This window comes from Rhodococcus oxybenzonivorans, from assembly GCF_003130705.1.
Classification (GTDB): domain Bacteria; phylum Actinomycetota; class Actinomycetes; order Mycobacteriales; family Mycobacteriaceae; genus Rhodococcus_F; species Rhodococcus_F oxybenzonivorans.
In genome coordinates this window covers 1648084-1664636 of sequence record NZ_CP021354.1, presented here as the reverse complement: position 1 = coordinate 1664636, position 16553 = coordinate 1648084, and the positions used below count along the sequence as shown (strand labels likewise).

Annotated in this window: 17 protein-coding genes; 3 read left to right on the top strand and 14 right to left on the bottom strand. The window is 66.8% G+C overall.

Features of this window, described 5'->3' with window-relative positions; translation table 11 throughout:
- Positions 1-33: 33 nt before the first annotated feature.
- Positions 34-519, bottom strand: coding sequence for a VOC family protein (locus CBI38_RS07960; RefSeq protein ID WP_109327868.1), 486 nt, complete (start codon positions 517-519; stop codon positions 34-36).
- A 68-nt stretch (positions 520-587) separates the two neighbouring features.
- Positions 588-1796, bottom strand: a complete 1209-nt coding sequence (gene hppD, locus CBI38_RS07955; protein ID WP_109327866.1) for a 4-hydroxyphenylpyruvate dioxygenase — start codon at positions 1794-1796, stop codon at positions 588-590.
- 118 nt (positions 1797-1914) lie between these two features.
- On the opposite strand from hppD, the gene CBI38_RS07950 reads away from it, so the two are divergent.
- Positions 1915-2397 (top strand): Lrp/AsnC family transcriptional regulator, encoded by a 483-nt coding sequence (locus tag CBI38_RS07950; RefSeq protein ID WP_109334933.1) that lies wholly within the window; start codon positions 1915-1917, stop codon positions 2395-2397.
- Here the strand turns inward: CBI38_RS07950 and CBI38_RS07945 are convergent.
- A complete protein-coding gene (locus CBI38_RS07945; protein WP_109327864.1) occupies positions 2352-3158 on the bottom strand; it encodes an amidohydrolase family protein in 807 nt (268 codons plus the stop codon). The genes CBI38_RS07950 and CBI38_RS07945 overlap by 46 nt on opposite strands.
- Before the next feature lie 35 nt (positions 3159-3193).
- Between CBI38_RS07945 and CBI38_RS07940 the strand changes: the two genes are divergently transcribed.
- Positions 3194-5140 (top strand): acyl-CoA dehydrogenase family protein, encoded by a 1947-nt coding sequence (locus tag CBI38_RS07940; RefSeq protein ID WP_109327862.1) that lies wholly within the window; start codon positions 3194-3196, stop codon positions 5138-5140.
- Here CBI38_RS07940 and CBI38_RS07935 read toward each other — a convergent pair.
- From CBI38_RS07935 to CBI38_RS07895, 9 genes are all read right to left on the bottom strand, one after another.
- Positions 5072-5407, bottom strand: coding sequence for a hypothetical protein (locus CBI38_RS07935; protein ID WP_204164890.1), 336 nt, complete (start codon positions 5405-5407; stop codon positions 5072-5074). The genes CBI38_RS07940 and CBI38_RS07935 overlap by 69 nt on opposite strands.
- Positions 5404-5883, bottom strand: a complete 480-nt coding sequence (locus CBI38_RS07930) for a hypothetical protein (RefSeq protein WP_109327859.1) — start codon at positions 5881-5883, stop codon at positions 5404-5406. Before CBI38_RS07930 ends, CBI38_RS07935 begins: the two co-directional genes overlap by 4 nt.
- 259 nt (positions 5884-6142) lie before the next feature.
- Positions 6143-6766 (bottom strand): hypothetical protein, encoded by a 624-nt coding sequence (locus CBI38_RS07925; RefSeq protein WP_109327857.1) that lies wholly within the window; start codon positions 6764-6766, stop codon positions 6143-6145.
- A 37-nt stretch (positions 6767-6803) separates the two neighbouring features.
- Positions 6804-7781, bottom strand: a complete 978-nt coding sequence (gene hemB / locus CBI38_RS07920) for a porphobilinogen synthase (protein ID WP_109327855.1) — start codon at positions 7779-7781, stop codon at positions 6804-6806.
- A 78-nt stretch (positions 7782-7859) separates the two neighbouring features.
- On the bottom strand, positions 7860-9425 hold the full coding sequence (locus CBI38_RS07915; protein WP_109327853.1) for a bifunctional uroporphyrinogen-III C-methyltransferase/uroporphyrinogen-III synthase: 1566 nt from the start codon (positions 9423-9425) through the stop codon (positions 7860-7862).
- A 75-nt stretch (positions 9426-9500) separates the two neighbouring features.
- On the bottom strand, positions 9501-10466 hold the full coding sequence (gene hemC, locus CBI38_RS07910) for a hydroxymethylbilane synthase (protein WP_109327851.1): 966 nt from the start codon (positions 10464-10466) through the stop codon (positions 9501-9503).
- Positions 10463-11884 (bottom strand): glutamyl-tRNA reductase, encoded by a 1422-nt coding sequence (locus CBI38_RS07905; protein ID WP_109327849.1) that lies wholly within the window; start codon positions 11882-11884, stop codon positions 10463-10465. Before CBI38_RS07905 ends, hemC begins: the two co-directional genes overlap by 4 nt.
- Positions 11881-12750, bottom strand: coding sequence for a redox-sensing transcriptional repressor Rex (locus CBI38_RS07900; protein WP_204164950.1), 870 nt, complete (start codon positions 12748-12750; stop codon positions 11881-11883). Before CBI38_RS07900 ends, CBI38_RS07905 begins: the two co-directional genes overlap by 4 nt.
- Before the next feature lie 140 nt (positions 12751-12890).
- Complete coding sequence (locus tag CBI38_RS07895) at positions 12891-13151, bottom strand: glutaredoxin family protein (protein WP_109327845.1); 261 nt, start codon at positions 13149-13151, stop codon at positions 12891-12893.
- Between the two features lie 179 nt (positions 13152-13330).
- Between CBI38_RS07895 and CBI38_RS07890 the strand changes: the two genes are divergently transcribed.
- Positions 13331-14308 carry an HAD family hydrolase gene (locus tag CBI38_RS07890; RefSeq protein ID WP_109327843.1) on the top strand — a complete coding sequence of 326 codons (978 nt, stop codon included), beginning with the start codon at positions 13331-13333 and terminating at the stop codon, positions 14306-14308.
- Between the two features lie 46 nt (positions 14309-14354).
- Here the strand turns inward: CBI38_RS07890 and CBI38_RS07885 are convergent, their stop codons facing one another.
- Positions 14355-15380 (bottom strand): lysophospholipid acyltransferase family protein, encoded by a 1026-nt coding sequence (locus CBI38_RS07885; protein ID WP_109327841.1) that lies wholly within the window; start codon positions 15378-15380, stop codon positions 14355-14357.
- On the bottom strand, positions 15377-16453 hold the full coding sequence (locus tag CBI38_RS07880) for an NAD-dependent epimerase/dehydratase family protein (protein WP_201453527.1): 1077 nt from the start codon (positions 16451-16453) through the stop codon (positions 15377-15379). Before CBI38_RS07880 ends, CBI38_RS07885 begins: the two co-directional genes overlap by 4 nt.
- Between the last annotated feature and the right edge of the window lie 100 nt (positions 16454-16553).

Here is a 16553-nt window from a genome sequence, read left to right as displayed (position 1 = left end):
GGTGTAGTGGGTGGCCAGTATCACTTCGTGCGGTCACTCGGGGACGAGGGAGTCGAACATCGCCCGCATCTCCTCTGACAGCTTCATCAGCTCGACGTAGCCGCCGAGGCGGCCGCCTTCGAGGTAGGCGAATTCCATCCCGACTCCCTCGAACCGCCCCTGCTGGACGACGGGCAGCCCGCGGCGCGCCGCCTCCGCCAGCGTGGCCTCGAAGTCGTCGGGAACCCACGCCACGTGGTGCACTCCGGGACCGCTCCTCTCCAACTGCTCGACATAGAGGTTGCGGCCCGACACCGGTTCGATGAGTTCGAGCTGCTGCCCTCCGGCGTACCCGAGCGACACGTGGACGACGTAGTCGGCGGGCTCCCCGCGGTACGTGCAGTGATCGGGACCGGAATGCACATTCGGCAGTCGCAGCCATTTCGCGACTCCGAACTGGTCGGCGAAATGGCGCTCCGCCGTGGCGAGGTCCTCGACCACCCAGCAGACCTGAAATATCGGTCCGGTGACGAGACTCATGCCCCGGGCTCCATCAGGCCGCGCTTCGTGTCCATTCCTGGATGATGCCCTGTTCGCCGTTCGGGTACTCACAGATTGCCGCGCGCCGCCTGCTCCCGCTCGATGGACTCGAACAGCGCCCGGAAGTTTCCCGCTCCGAAACCGAGGGATCCGTGCCGCTCGATCAGTTCGAAGAACATGGTGGGCCGGTCGCCCAGCGGCCTTGTGAAGATCTGGAGCAGATAGCCGTCCTCGTCTCGGTCGACGAGGATTCCGCGTTTGTGCAATTCCTCCACCGGCACTCGGACCTTGCCGATCCGGGAGCGAAGCTCTGGATCGTCGTAGTACGCATCGGGGGTACTCAGAAATTCGACACCCTCCGCTCGCAGAGCGTCGACGGCCGCGAGGATGTCGCCGGTCGCCAGTGCGAGGTGCTGGCATCCCGGCCCACCGTAGAACTCGAGATACTCGTCGATCTGCGACTTCTTCTTGCCGACGGCGGGCTCGTTGAGCGGGAATTTCACGCGGTGGTTGCCGTTGGCGACCACTTTCGACATGAGCGCCGAGTACTCCGTGGCGATGTCGTCACCGACGAATTCGGCCATGTTCGTGAATCCCATGACCCGGTTGTAGAAGCGGACCCACTGGTCCATTCGGCCCATCTCGACGTTGCCGACCGCATGATCGAGCGCCTCGAACAACCGCCTCGGCCTTCCCGGCCTCGGTACGAAAGTGCTACTGCGCGAGACGTATCCCGGCAGGTACGGGCCGTCGTACCGGCTGCGGTCGACGATGGTGTGCCGAGTGTCGCCGTAGGTGGCGATCGCCGCCAGCCGGACGGTACCGAACCCGTCGGTGACGTCGTGCGGCTCTTCCAGGATCGTGGCGCCCTGCGAGCGCGCGTGGGCGATGCACCGGTCGACGTCCAGCACCTCCATCGCGAGATCGGTGACGCCGTCGCCGTGCGTCCGGTGATGATCAGCGAGAGGGCTTTTCGGGTCCACCGCACCGTGGAGCACGAATCGCGCCGATCCCGACTCGAGCACGAACGACTTGTGCGTGCGCTGACCGGTCTCGGGGCCGGCGTAGGCGACGAGCGTCATCCCCCAGGTCGACACGTAGTACTGCATGCTCTGCGTCGCATTGCCGCACACGAACACCACGGCGTCCAAGGCGACCACGGGAAAGGGATCCGCGGCGTCGTCGTGTTCGACGAGGCCGACCAGTTGCCGGAGCCCGGCGGTGTCGAGCCGGGCGGCCACTTCACGCGGAGTCAGTCGAATGTCGGCAGTAGTCATGCAAAGACTGTGATTCAGATCACTGCCATGCGCAACTGTGCGATTTTAGGATGGTCAATGTGTACACAATGCTGGACAGTATCCACATTTCATCGTACAAGGTGACCAGGGGATGACGATGGCTCTCGACCGGCTCGACGCCGCACTCCTCGATCTTCTCCATGACGAACCGAAGGTCGGGGTCCTCGAGGCCTCACGCCGACTCGGGGTGGCGCGTGGCACAGTCCAGGCGCGGCTCGACCGCCTCGAACGCTCCGGGGTGATTACCGGCTCGGCGCCGACCCTCGATCCCGAGGCCCTGGGTTTTCCGGTCATCGCATTCGCCACCCTCGAGATCGCCCAGGGCACCGGACACGCCGCCGTGGTCGAGCACCTGACCGCCATCCCCGAAGTGTTGGAAGCGCATACGATCACGGGCGCCGGTGACGTCCTGGTGCGGGTGGTGGCGCGCACGAATGCCGATCTGCAACGTGTCATCAATTCGATCGTCGACGGCCGCAACGTCTTACGCTCGTCCACCGTGATCGCCACGCAGACCCAGATCGCACTGCGCCATCAGCAACTCGTCCGGGCGGCGGCCAACGGTTCCGCCACGCGGTAGAACTCGGCCGCGTTCCCGTAGAACACCGCCTCGACGTGCTCACCCCCCACGGCGTCGGCGACGATCTCGAGGTCGGAGTCGGCGAACGGTCGCGGCGCCCGGGTGGACGGGAGGTCGGTCCCGAACATCACGGCGCGCGGGTTCACTGCCACCAGAGCCGTCAGCGCGGCGGCGACATCGAGATTTCCCCGGCCGAGGCCTGTCGCTTTGACCCGGATCCCCTTCTCGACAAGGGTCAGGAGGTGCGGCAGGCCCTCTGCGGACAGACCGAGATGATCGATGCTCGCGGCCGGAAGTGCCGCCACGAGATCACCGAGGTCGTCGAGATCGCGGGAATCGATGTACAGCTCGGCGTGCCATCCGGCGAGTTCGTGCACTCGCCGGGCGAGAGTGTCGAGGTGCGACAACGACTCGGACCCACCCCGGCGGACGTTGAACCGCAGGGCTCGTACTCCGCACGCGTCCAGATGCAAGACCTCCTCGTCCGTCACCGAGGCGGGCAGCTGCGTCACGCCGACGAAGTCGTCACCGAGCGCTCCCAGCGCGTCCAGCAAATATGTCTGATCGAATGCCTGGAACGATCCGGACACCACGGCGCCCCCGATGACACCGAGTCCGGCCACCCGTCTCGTGTAGTCGGACACGGTGAACTCCGGCGGCAGATAGCCGTCGTTCGGGACGAGTGGGAAGCGGGGATCCACGACGTGCAGATGTGCGTCGAAAACCTGTCGTCCGCCCGTGCCGTCGTTGCCGGTACTCACACCCGCAACTGTAGGGCTCCCGCTAGGGTCGACTCATGGCCACCACAGCTGACCACCTGAGAAGCACACTCGACGGGCGCTGGAGGGAAGTACGCGAGCGCGTGCGGGCGGAATTGTCCGCGACGCCGGATTTCGCTCCGCACTACACCCCCGATCTGGAAGAAGCGCGAGCCAAGACGCTCGAGCAGATGCGTCTGCTCGCGGGCAACGGCTACGCAGCCGACGGGTTCAAGAAGGACCACGGCGGAACCGGGGACGCAGGGGCCGCGGTGACGAGCATCGAGATGCTGGCGATGTCCGACCTGTCGCTGATGGTCAAGGCGGGCGTGCAGTGGGGACTTTTCGGCGGAGCCATCGAAAATCTGGGCACCGCTCGCCACCACGAGGCATACGTCAAGCCTCTGATCGACCTGGACCTGCTCGGTTGCTTCGCGATGACGGAGACCGGCCACGGCAGCGATGTCCAGGCACTCGAGACCACCGCCACCTACGACGCGGCCACCGGTGAATTCGTCGTCCACTCCCCCACCCCGTCGTCCCGCAAGGACTACATCGGCGGGGCCGCACAACACGCGACGATGGCGGCCGTCTTCGCGCAATTGGTGACGCAGGGTGAACGCCACGGCGTGCACTGTTTCCTCGTCCCGATTCGCGACGACAACGGCAACGACCTTCCGGGCGTTCACACCTCCGACTGCGGCTACAAAGGTGGGCTCCCCGGAGTTGACAACGGCCGCATCACCTTTGATCAGGTGCGCATTCCGCGAGTGAACCTGCTCAACAAGTACGCCGACGTCGCGGAGGACGGCACCTATTCCTCCCCGATCGACAACGCCAATCGCCGCTTCTTCACGATGGTGGGAACCCTCGTGCGGGGACGCGTCACCGTCGGTGGATCAGCCGGCGCCGCGGCCCGCGTCGCACTGTCGATCGCGACCCGATACGCGTTGCAGCGCCGCCAGTTCAGTGCGCCGCAGAGCGAAGACGAAGTGCTGCTCATGGACTACCTCGTGCACCAGCGAAGGCTCTTCCCGTTGATCGCACGGTCCTACGCGCTGCAGTTCGCGCAGAACGAGCTGGTATCGAAGATGCATGACATCCAGAGCATCGAGGATGCCGATCCGCAGGAGCAGCGCGAACTCGAAGGTCGGGCGGCCGGCCTCAAGGCAGCGAACACCTGGCACGCCACCCGCGCCATCCAGGAAGCCCGGGAAGCGTGCGGCGGCGCCGGATACATGGCGGAGAACCGGCTGACGGCTCTCAAGGCGGACACCGACGTGTTCACCACTTTCGAGGGCGACAACCACGTACTGACCCAGCTGGTTGCCAAGGAACTGCTCACGTCCTACGCCGACGAGGTCCGCGGGATGAGTCCCGTCGAGTGGATGCGTTTCGCCGCCACGACCGTGTCGGACGTCGTCAAGACCCGCACAGCGGCGCAGCAGATCATTCAGACCATCCTCGACACGCGTCAGGACAACGAAGAGGACGGCAGCCTCTTCAACCGCGGGACACAGCTCACCATGTTCGAGGACCGCGAGCAGTACCTGCTCTCGACCGCGGCTCGCCGGCTCCAGGGTGCGCAGAAGCGTGAGGAAAACCCGTTCGACGCGTTCAACTTCGTCCAGGATCACGTAATGCACGCCGCGCAGGCGCACATCGACCGGGTGGTGCTCGAAGCATTCATCGCCGGAATCGACGAGTGTCAGGACGAGGAAGCACGCAACCTTCTGAGCGACGTCTGCGACCTTTACGCGCTCAGCATCATCGAGGAAGACAAGGCGTGGTTCATGGAACACCGCCACCTGTCGGTCGAGCGGTCCAAAGCGGTGCAGCGGGGAATCAACGACCGTTGCCGCAAGCTGCGCCCCCACGCGGCGACGCTCGTCGAGGGACTGGGAGTGCCGGAGGCGCTACTCGGCTCCGCGATGATCGACGGGCCGGGAACCGACACGATCCGCAAGACTCAGATCTTCCGGTGATGTCGACGGCTCGGCGGGGTGACCCGCCGGGCCGGCAACCCGCCTGCGGACCGCGTCGATCACGAGCAGGCCCGCAACGGTGACGAGGGCGGCGGCGCCGGCGATCCACGAACCCGAGTACTCGGTTCCCTGGTAGGACGGCGCGCCCGGTGCGACCGGACCGAAATCGGAGGTAACTCGCGCCGAGGTCCAGCACCACACGGCCAGAATTGACAGGACGACGGCCGAGGCGATCTCCGCCGCCGACCCCATGGCGCGTCGATTCACTGTTCCGCCCCTCCGTCGGCCTTTGCGAGCAGCGACTCGAGCTGCGCCCGCAACCCCTCGTCGTCCTTCGCCCATGCCTGCACCAGTGCGCCGCCCCGCAGTCGAAGCCCGATACCCGATCGTCGCCGGGGCACCGCGGACAGCTCACCGAGCGTCCGGGCCGTCTCCCAGGGCTGGGGTGTGTACGACTCGGTGTCCGGCGGAGGCAGGATCTTCACGATCTCGCTGATCGGTAGTTCCTCGGTGCCCTGCCGCAGCACGGTAGGTGTGAGTTCCACGCTCGCGTGCCGGCGGGCGGCAACTACCTGCACGTAGAGGAACCCGCTGAGGAGGGCGGCGAACAACGGCAGGGCGAACCAGTGCACCACCGGGCCCGTTAGAAGTTCGATTACCAGCGCGACAGTGCAGAACACCGGGCCGAATGCCACCAACCGCCAGCGCGCGCCGGGCTCACTGAACAAAATCTCCTCAGCCACGGACCGCCCGGATTCTTGCGGTCGCACGGTGGTCCACGCCCGGCGGGATCACCTCAGGAAACGGCACCGGGAATGACGACGAGCAGCAGGGTCAGCAGTACGAAGGCCACGATAATGGCGAACATCAGTGCTTCCCTGCGTGACCCGTGTGCCCGATCTTCAGCGCGCATGTAGAAATGCCCTTCGGTAGAAGAAGTCTGCCGTGTGCTGTTGTGACGTACTTCACGGTACATCTTTATGTTTCACGATCAAACTCGAGCTACGACGCGGGCAGCTTCGAGAAGTAACCGTTCGAGTCTTTCCGGTGCATCAGCACGACGGCACCCACCGCCACCACAGCCTGCAGGATCTGCACACCTCCGACGGCGAGCGCGATACTACTACCGTCCGATCCGATTCCGAACAGCACCGGCACCGTCCAGACCACCATCGTGACGCTCACGACCGTCAGCAAGGTTCTCGCCCAGTTCCTGCCCTTCCGCATGAAATGGACGAAAAGGACGAACAGGCCCGTCAGGAGCAAAATGACGACTCCAGTGACGGCTATACCTACGTAGAAGAGCATCTCCACGTTCTCCCGCGTCATCGCGACCTCGCCGGATTTCACGCTGGGATTGGTCATCAGTTCGTCGACGAAGGTCGACTTCTCACGAACCACCAGGACCATCGCCGCCACCGCCTGGATCACACCGAGCACGGCCACCACCCACAGCAGTTGCGCCGCCGTGCCCACATCGACCGGCGCGGGGCGCTCGGGCTTCGGCTGCGGCACGGGCGGCGGATAGGCGCCGTACGGGTCCGGACCCTGCGGCGGTGCCTGTTGTGGCGGAATCTGGTGTTGCGGTGTCTGGTGTGGCGGGGTGTGCGGCCACTGCGAAGTCATGGCACCACCGTATCCGTCACCGGACGCCGCGCCGCATTCATCCCAGCCAGCCCGCCGCTTCGGTGGCCCAGTAGGTGAGAACGATGTCGGCGCCCGCCCGCCGGATGCTCGTCAGCGATTCGAGGATGGCGGCGTCCCGATCGATCCAGCCGTTCTGCGCAGCCGCCGTGATCATCGAGTACTCACCCGAAATCTGGTATGCCGCAACGGGAACCGGTGACCTGTCCGCCACGTCGCGGAGAATGTCCAGATACGACATCGCCGGCTTGACCATGACGAGGTCGGCGCCTTCCTCGATATCGAGATCCACTTCGCGCAGCGACTCCCGCCGATTGGCCGAGTCCTGCTGATAGGTTCTCCGGTCACCCTGCAGGGACGAGCCCACAGCCTCACGGAACGGCCCGTAGAAAGCGGAGGCGTATTTCGCGGAGTACGCCAGCTGACCGACTTCGGTGTGACCCGCGGCGTCCAGCGCCTTCCGGATGGCGGCAACCTGACCGTCCATCATCCCGCTCGGACCGAGCAGGTGGGCACCGGCATCGGCCTGCGAGACGGCCATGTCCACGTACCTGAGCAGCGTCCGGTCGTTGTCGACCGCGCCGTTGTCGTCCAGCACCCCACAGTGACCGTGCGCCGTGAACTCGTCCAGGCACGTGTCCGCCATGATGACGGTCGCGTCACCGAGTTCCTCTGCAAGGGAGCGCAACCCACGGTTCAAGATGCCTTCCGGATCGCTGGCGCCGGAACCCTCGGCGTCCTTGTCGTCGGGACGCGGCACACCGAACAACATCAGCCCACCGACACCCGCCTCCACAGCCTCGATGGCAGCCGACCTCAGCGATGCGAGCGTGTGCTGGAAGACACCGGGCATCGACGAAATCTCGCGCGGCTCGTCGATGCCGTCCGCCACGAACATCGGCAGAACCAGATGTCGTGGCTCGAGCGAAGTCTCGGCGACGAGTCTGCGCAACGCCGATGTGCGGCGCAATCGCCGCGGCCGGTGGGTCGGGAACACGGAAGGGCCCTCCTTCGTCGGGCCTGTGAGTGGTTGACGAGTGCCTGGACTCCTCAACCACTCACAGGCGCGTAGCGCCTATCGCCGGGCGCGGGACTTCTTGCGCGGCGGGGGCAGTGCACCCTCGGCGCGCAGTCGCGCGGCGTGCTCGGCAAGAGCCTCCACCAGCGGGCCGACCTGAGCGGTCTCCGGCTGTACGTCCACGCGAAGTCCGAACTCCACTGCGGTTTCCGCGGTCTTGGGACCGATGCAGGCCACGAGGGTCCGTGCATGCGGCTTTCCCGCGATACCGACGAGATTGCGGACCGTCGACGACGAGGTGAAGCAGACCGCGTCGAACCCACCGGTCTTGATCATCTCGCGGGTCTCGGCCGGCGGCGGCGCGGCCCGGACGGTGCGGTAGGCGGTGACATCGTCGATTTCCCAGCCGCGTTCACGCAAACCCTCGGCGAGTGTTTCGGTGGCAATGTCGGCGCGGGGCAACAGAACCCGGTTGACGGGGTCGAACACGTCGTCGTACGGAGCGAACTCGGCCAGCAGGCCCTCGCTCGACTGCTCACCGGACGGCACGAGTTCGGGGTTGATCCCGAATGACCGGACCTTGGCGGCCGTGGCCTCGCCGATGCAGGCGATCTTGACACCGGAGAACGCGCGGGCGTCGAGCCCGAACTCCTCGAACTTCTCCCACACCGCACGCACCGCGTTGGTGGAGGTGAACACCACCCACTGGTAGCGGCCGTCGACCAGGCCCTTGACGGAACGTTCCATCTGGGCGGGACTGCGGGGCGGCTCCACGGCGATGGTCGGCACCTCGATCGGGATGGCGCCGTGGGTGACCAGGCGGTCGCTCATCTCCCCGGCCTGATCCTTCGTGCGGGGCACGAGGACCTTCCAGCCGTACAGGGCACGCGATTCCCACCACGACATCTTGCTGCGCTGGGCCACGACCTTGCCGACCGTCACCACGAGGGAGCCGACCAGTTCGGAACCGGCCTCGTTGAGGGTGGCGAGGGTGGCCTCGACCGTGCGCTGCTGCCGGGTGGTGCCGCGAACGGTGATCGCGGCCGGGGTCTGCGGAGCAAGACCGTGTTCGACGAGCGCGCTCGCCGTCTCGGCCAGGTGCCCCGACGTGGCGTGCAGCACCAGCGGTCCGGGCGCCGCGGCCAGCGCCGCCCAGTCGACCTCACCGCGGACGTCGGCCTCGGTGTGTCCCGAGCCCAGCGCCATGCCGGCGTACGACGGCACAGCGGACGCGGCAGGGAGTCCGGGCAGGACCTCGAACTGCACCTGAGTGCGCGCCACTGCCGCGACCTCGGCGATCACCGAATCGGTAGTCAGCGGGTCACCGGACACGAGGCGGACGACGTCGTGGCCGTTGCGGGCCTCGTGCACGAGGGTCTTCGCGACCTCGGCCGGTTCACCGAGAGCCGGGCGGACCTCGGCGAGCGGCTCACCGGTTTCCGCGTCGACGCCCAGGTCGGTGCCGACCAGGACGGTGACGCCCTTGTCGACGTCGGGGTCGGTGAAGGCCAGCGTCGCTGCGGCAAGGACGTCCCGTGCGTGCACAGTGAGCAGGGCCGGATCGCCCGGTCCGGATCCCACGAACAGGATCCGTCCGGGGGTGTTCTTTCGGACTCGGCTCATCGGTAATTCTCCAGTGCGATCATGTGTCGAGATGGGTACAGGGGGCGGGCCGGCCGATCGGTCGGCCTTCGCACATCAAACATCGGCATCACCGGCCTCGGTGACGTTCATCAGCTCACGGGCCCCGAGTTCGAGGAGTTCCCGTGCGACCGAGCGGCCGAGTTCTTCGGCGTTGTCCGGGGAGCCCACTGCCCCCGTGCGTATGACGTCCGAACCGTCGATGGCTGCTGCGCAACCCCGGACGGAGAGTTCGTCGAAGCTGCGGCCGTCGTCGTCGAGTGATTCGACGACTTCCGCGATTGCTCCCACAGGTGCGGTGCATCCGGCCTCGAGTTCGGCGAGGAGGGCACGTTCCGCGGTGACGGCGGCGCGGCTGTTCGGGTCGTCGAGCTCGGCCAGGATCGACACGAGCGCGGTGTTGCCGGACAGGCATTCCACAGCCAACGCACCCTGGGCAGGTGCAGGCAGCATCTGGACGGGTTCGAGGGACTCGGTGATCAGGTCAAGTCGGCCGATACGCGCCAACCCCGCCCGCGCCAGGATGACGGCATCGAGCTCGCCCGACTCCACCTTGCCGAGCCGACGCTGCAGGTTGCCGCGCAGAGGGCGGATGTCGAGACCGAGGCCGAGTGCCCGCAGTTGCGAGGTGCGGCGCGGCGCCGACGTACCGACCTTCGACCCGACCGGAAGTTCACCGAGAACGAGTCCGTCGCGGGCGACCAGCGCATCACGCGGGTCCTCGCGCGGCGGAATCGCGGCAATGGTGAACCGTTCGTCCCGGGCGGTCGGCAGATCTTTGTACGAGTGAACAGCCACGTCGACGCGGCCGTCGACCAGCGCTTCCCGAAGTTCCGCGGTGAAGACACCGACCCCGATCTTCTCCACCGACTCCATGGACTGATCGCCCTTGGTCTTGATGATGACGAGTTCGGCTTCGTGTCCGGCGGAGATCAGTGCGTCACGCACGGTGCCGGCCTGGGTGGTGGCGAGTTCGCTTCCACGGGTACCGATCCGCAGGGTGCGGGTGCCGACGGCGCTCATGCCTGCGATTCCTTCCCTTGGTTGTCGCCCGCGACGAAACGGCGCAGACGGGGGTCCTGGCCCGCGATGAATCCGTCGGTGATGTCGATGGCACCGAGGTCGGTCGGCTTTGCCACCGCCTCGACGGATCCGGGGCTCAGCTCGAACAGTTCGCGTAGCGCGGCGGCGTACGAGTCGCCACCCGGCGCCGACGCGAGCTGTTTCACCCGCACTGTCGGAGCGTGCAGCAGCTTGTCGACCACTCGGCGGACGGTGCGTGCCACCTCGTCGCGCTCGGGGTCGTCGAGCCCGGGGAGCCGGGAATCGAGCCTCAGCAACTCGGCTTCGACGACGTCCGCGGCGCGCTGACGCAGGGCGGTGACGGTCGGCGTCACCTCTGCCAGCCGCTGGCCGGCGAGATACTGGGCGAGCTCACTCGCCACGATCGCCCGGGCGGCGTCGGCATCCGATGCGGCCGCCCCTGCGGCGGGGTCGCGCTGCAGCGACTCCATGTCAAGCACGGTGACCCCGGGCAGTCCCGAGACCGCGTGCTCGACGTCGCGGGGCAGACCGAGGTCGCAGATGACGAGTGGACGTTCGGGGTCGCGGTCGGGCTGAGCCAGCGCACGGTGCGTATCCGCGAGTGTGACGACGGCACCGACCGCGCCGGTACAGGTCACGAGCACATCCGCCTGCGCCATCGCCGTGGGCAGGTGACCGAGCTCGAACGCCTCCGCTTCGACACCGCCCGACCGGGCCGTGTCGGCCAGGTGCTCGGCCCGCTCCGCGGTGCGGTTGACGACGAGAATTCGGCCGATGCCCGCACGGGTGAGGTATGCGACCGAGAGCCCGCCCATCGAGCCGGCACCGACGACCACTGCGGTACGGCCGCTGAGCCCACCGGCGCCGATGACGCCGGCGGCGCGGTCGAGCGCCACCGAGACGACCGACGCGCCGGCCGAGTCGATTCCCGTCTCCGCGTGAACCCGCTTGCCCACGCGTAACGCCTGCTGGGCGAGCTCGTGCAACGTGCGTCCGGCGGCCTGCTGGGCGTCCGAGGACGCGTAGGCGGTCCGGATCTGACCGAGAATCTGCTGTTCGCCGATCACCATTGAATCGAGTCCGCTCGCCACCGCGAACAGGTGCTCCGCAGCCGCCTCGCTGTACCGCACATAGGCGTGACGGTGCAGGTCGGTGAGGTCGAGCCCGGAATGATCCGCCAGAAGTTCACCGACCTCGGTGAGCGCACCGTGGAACGCGTCGACGACGGCGTAGATCTCCACCCGGTTGCAGGTCGAGACGATCATCGCTTCCGAGATGTGCGTCGACGCCAGAAGCTTGTCCGTCAGCTTCGGTCGATCGGTGTCGGTGACAGCAACCCGCTCGAGAACCGGCACGGGAGCCGTCCGGTGCGAGACCCCGACAAGCAGAACACTCACGGCGCGATCACTGATCCGTTTCTTGGTGCGGTGGACGGGACAGCCGAATGTCCGATGCGCACGCGCGGAGCCGTGGGTACGACGTCCGCGGCCCGAGCGCCAGGAGCCGACTCGGTGTTGCGTGCGCTGTTGAACGAGAGGACCTGCATCTCGACCGCAAGGTCGACGCGGCGCATCTCGACGTGGTCCGGGACGTCGAGTGCGGTCGGCGAAAAGCTGAGGATGCACCGCAGCCCGGCGCCGACGAGGCGGTCGCACACGTCCTGCGCGGCCTCGTCCGGAGTCGAGATGACGCCGATGGTGGCTTCGAGTTCGGCGCAGGCCTGTTCGAGTTCGTCGACGTGGCGCACCACGAGGTCGCCTACCGGGGTGCCGACACGGTCCGGATCGCTGTCGAACAGACCCACCATCGAAAATCCGCGGCGTCCGAAACCGCCGTAACCGGCGAGGGCCTGGCCGAGGTTTCCGACACCGACGAGGACGACCTTGTGCCCGCGGTCCAGACCGAGTGCTCGTTCGATGCGTGCCCGCAGCCGCGTCACGTCGTAGCCGACCCCCCGCACCCCGTTGGGGCCGAGGAAAGACAGGTCCTTGCGGAGCTTGGCCGAACCCACACCGGAAGCGGCGGCGAGTTCCTCACTCGAGACGATGATCGTGCCGCGGTCCGCCAGCATTCCGAGGACCCGCAGGTACGTCGCCAGCCGCGTGACCGTAGCCTGGGGGATGTCCCGCGATTCGGGGAGCGGCGATCCGGGGGCTGGTGACTCGACGGCGGACGGACCGACTGCGCCCGTGACGCCATGGGCCACAGACCCATGCGTCTGGTGCGTTTCGGTCACGTCGTTGGCTCCTCGTCCGACCGGCATTCGCTGCCGTTCTCCACGATGCTCCGGGGAATTGTTCACACCACGGTAACTGCTTGTGAACCCATGCACAAAGTCGCTGCGACTACGCGACATGCACTCCTACCTGCACAGCATCCGGAGTTCGCAGTTTTAGGGTCGCCTTACTTGCGCAAATCCGATCGGAGGCGCTCTTCATCGACCTCCCAGTAACTGTGCTCACGTCCGTCGAGCAGGACGACCGGCAATCGATCACCGAATTCCGCCCGCAGTTCCGGGTCCGTGGAAGCCGCCTCGTCGACGTCTATGCACGTCAGTTCCAGCCCGAACTCCTCGCACAGAATCAGCAACTGCTCGCGCGCCGGCGTGCACGCCCCGCAGCCCGCCCGCGTGAGAAGCGTCACCACGTGTTCGCTGGTACTCATGTCGGATACTTTCCTTTCGCCACCTCTGCGGGACTCACTGTGCCGTTTCCGGGGCCGGTAACGCCACCCGGCTCGGAGATGAACGTCACACGATTCGGTGCACGCAGCCATCCGCCCGCCCAGGGTCGGAACCGAGGGATAGGCTGCGTCCAGAGGCTTCAGCGATAGGGGAGGTGCGAGTGCCTGCGCGATCACTACCGAACGGCTCGGGTTTCGGTTCAGGACTGGCGGGGATGATCCTTCCGGGCCGTCGGCAGTTCAGGAATCCGCTGGGCCCGAGCGAGGCCGAGGTACGTGCAAACGTTGCGGGCGAGGCCAGTGCCGACGCCGCGCTGGCCCTCCACGAAGCCGGCCCAGAGACCGAAGAGCCACAGGTCCCCCTGGATCTGACCGCCGCGGCCTTCTTCGACGTCGACAATACGATGGTCCAGGGTGCGTCGATCATCCACTTCGCCCGCGGACTAGCCGCCAGGAAGTACTTGAAGTCCGCCGACCTCCTGGACTTCGCGTGGAAGCAGATCAAGTTCCGCGTGACCGGCAAGGAGAGCAGCGTCGACGTCGCCTCCGGCCGGGAGAAGGCCCTCTCATTCGTGGCCGGTCGGTCCACCGCCGAACTCGCCCGGCTCGGCGAGGAGATCTACGACGAGGTAATCGCCGACAAGATCTGGGCCGGTACCCGGGCACTCGCGCAGATGCATCTCGACGCCGGACAACAGGTGTGGCTGGTGACGGCCACTCCCGTGGAACTGGCCCAGGTGATCGCGAAGCGGCTGGGCCTGACCGGGGCCCTCGGCACCGTCGCCGAAAGCGAGGACGGCGTGTTCACCGGACGTCTGGTCGGCGACATCCTGCACGGCCTCGGCAAGGCCCACGCGGTGCGTGCGCTGGCCGTCCGCGAGGGCCTCAACCTCAAACGCTGCACCGCCTACTCGGACAGCCACAACGACGTGCCCATGCTCTCGCTCGTCGGCACGGCCGTCGCCATCAACCCGGACACCGACCTGCGCGAGCTGGCCAAGAACCGGGGCTGGGAGATCCGGGACTTCCGCACCGGCCGCAAGGCCGCCAAGATCGGCGTTCCCACCGCATTGCTGCTCGGCGCGGCCGGCGGCGCGCTGGCGGCCGCGGTCGCCCGCCGCCGCGAGCACGCGGTCTGAACCCTTCACTGCGCCGCGTATCGACCCCGGCTACGACGTGTCGGTGTCAGCCCAGGAAGACGTTGCGCCTCTTCGCGAGGAGCCGATAGAGCGTCTGCTGGATGGTCTCGCGAACGTGGTCGGTGACCTCGAACAGCTCCATGGGGTCGTCGGCGGCCGACGCGTCGTAGGTATCGGTGACGATGGGCTTGCCGAACTCGATGTACCACTTGGACGGCAGCGGAACCAGCCCGAGCGGCCCGAAATGCGGAAAGAGTGGTGTCACCGGGAAATAGGGCATGCCAAGTAAGCGGGCGAGCGTTCCGAGGTCACCGATCTTCGGATAAATTTCCTCGGAACCGACGATCGAGCACGGGATGATCGGTGCCCCGGTCCGCATGGCGGCGGACACGAAACCACCGCGACCGAATCTCTGCAGCTTGTAGCGCTCACTGAACGGTTTGCCGATCCCTTTGAAGCCTTCGGGGAACACGGCCGCGACCTGACCGGTTTGCAGCAGGCGAACAGCGTCGGGGTTGCACGCCAGGGTGTGCCCGGCCTTACGGGCGAGGTCACCGACCACGGGCATCTCGAACGCAATATCGGCCGCCAACATGCGCAGCGGCCGATGAGCGGGGTGGTGGTCGTGCACGGCGACCGAGGTCATCAGGCCGTCCAGGGGAAGGACACCGGCATGATTGGCTACCACCAGGGCACCACCGGTCGACGGAATGTTCTCCAGACCACTGACCTCGACGCGGAACCACTTGTCGAACAGGGGCCGCAGTACCGGCAGCCACACATTCTCGGCGAAGTGCGGGTCGTAGCCGAAGTCGTCGACGTGATAGTCGCCCGACAGGCGGCGGCGCACGAACTCCGCGGTGTTGACGATCTGATCGGCAAGGACCCGTCGGACGGCGTCGACCGCCGACGATCCGGTGTCGGGCTGGGGCTCCGGCGGGCTGATCACGGCCGGTGGGGGCATTGCGGACGGATGTCGGCTCTCGCTCTGCTCGCGCCTCGAACGTCCCAGTGCAGCCCCGCGCGCGGTTGATGCACCGTGCAACGGAATGACCTTCGCCACTTCGTTCACCTCTCCCCTTTCGCCGTACCGGTCAGAGCGAGTAGTGCGTTCTCTGCTGCGTCGATCCATTCGTTCTTGATGATGGCGGTGACCCCCGCGGCGCGTGCGAAGTCGTCGAGCGCCTGCATCGTGGTCCACCGTGGCTCGAAGGATAGTTCGGTTCGCATGCGCGTGGTGTCCAGTCCGCAACCGAAGTGGAAGTACTCGAGCTGCTCGTTGGAATACGACCGCATGACCGGCCCCATCAGCGCACGGCCGACGTTGCGAAACAGACTGAACGGCATCGGCACCTCGACACGTCCGGCCCGGCGGATCGCCTGCGACAACATGACGACACCGTCGCCTGCCACATTGAACGTTCCGGCCGGACCCGACACGGTTGCGCGTTCCAGAGCCGCGAGGGCGTCCTCTTCGTGCAGTACCTGCAGGCGTGCGTCGCGACCCAGGATGGTCGGTACCAGCGGCGACGTCAGGTACCGCGCGACCGTCGCGTTGAGGCGGGGACCGACCAGCGGAGCGAGGCGCAGGATGGACACCGCGATGTCGGGACGCCGGCGTCCCATGCCGCGCAGGTAGCCCTCGATCTCGATGCAGTCCCGTGCGTAGGCGCCGCCGGGGCGGCGGCGCGCGCTCATCTCCTCGGTGAACTTCGCCGGGTCCTGGGCGGTGCTGCCGTAGACGACGGACGCCGAGCGCAGTACCACCTTCCGCACCGTGGGCGCCTTCTGGCAGACCGCGAACAATTGCATGGCGCCGATGACGTTCATGTCCTTCATCGCCGCCCGGCTGCCCGCTTTCGGCGGTCGGGCCAGAGTGGAGGCATGCACTACCGTGTCGACCCCGGCGTTGCGGATCACTTTGCCGATCAGCGGATTGCGGATGTCGGCGCGCACGAACTCGGCGCGGCCCATTCGCCGCAGCATGTCTTTGCTCGGCGACACCGCGTCTACCGCGATGACCCGCTCGATATCCGGGTTCTGTGCCAGCCTGGTGACGAGGTATCCCCCGAGGAACCGGCTCGCGCCGGTGACCAGCGCGACGCGCGGCGGCGCCGTACGCTCAGAGCTGCCATCGTCACTCACAACCACTAGAACCCCCGATCACGTAGCGAGTGAGGTCAACGATACGTGCAGCGGGCGGATAGCGCTTCGCACAACGACATTTGGTCGGTCGCCCAGAAGT

Coding starts and splice junctions, on each gene's coding strand:
- hppD (WP_109327866.1), bottom strand. CDS start 1,796: ATGACTACTGCCGACATTCGACTGACTCCGCGTGAAGTGGCCGCCCGG.
- CBI38_RS07925 (WP_109327857.1), bottom strand. CDS start 6,766: ATGACTTCGCAGTGGCCGCACACCCCGCCACACCAGACACCGCAACAC.
- hemC (WP_109327851.1), bottom strand. CDS start 10,466: ATGAGCGCCGTCGGCACCCGCACCCTGCGGATCGGTACCCGTGGAAGC.
- CBI38_RS07915 (WP_109327853.1), bottom strand. CDS start 9,425: ATGAGCCGAGTCCGAAAGAACACCCCCGGACGGATCCTGTTCGTGGGA.
- CBI38_RS07940 (WP_109327862.1), top strand. CDS start 3,194: ATGGCCACCACAGCTGACCACCTGAGAAGCACACTCGACGGGCGCTGG.
- CBI38_RS07960 (WP_109327868.1), bottom strand. CDS start 519: ATGAGTCTCGTCACCGGACCGATATTTCAGGTCTGCTGGGTGGTCGAG.
- CBI38_RS07950 (WP_109334933.1), top strand. CDS start 1,915: ATGGCTCTCGACCGGCTCGACGCCGCACTCCTCGATCTTCTCCATGAC.
- CBI38_RS07900 (WP_204164950.1), bottom strand. CDS start 12,750: ATGCCGGTCGGACGAGGAGCCAACGACGTGACCGAAACGCACCAGACG.
- CBI38_RS07895 (WP_109327845.1), bottom strand. CDS start 13,151: ATGAGTACCAGCGAACACGTGGTGACGCTTCTCACGCGGGCGGGCTGC.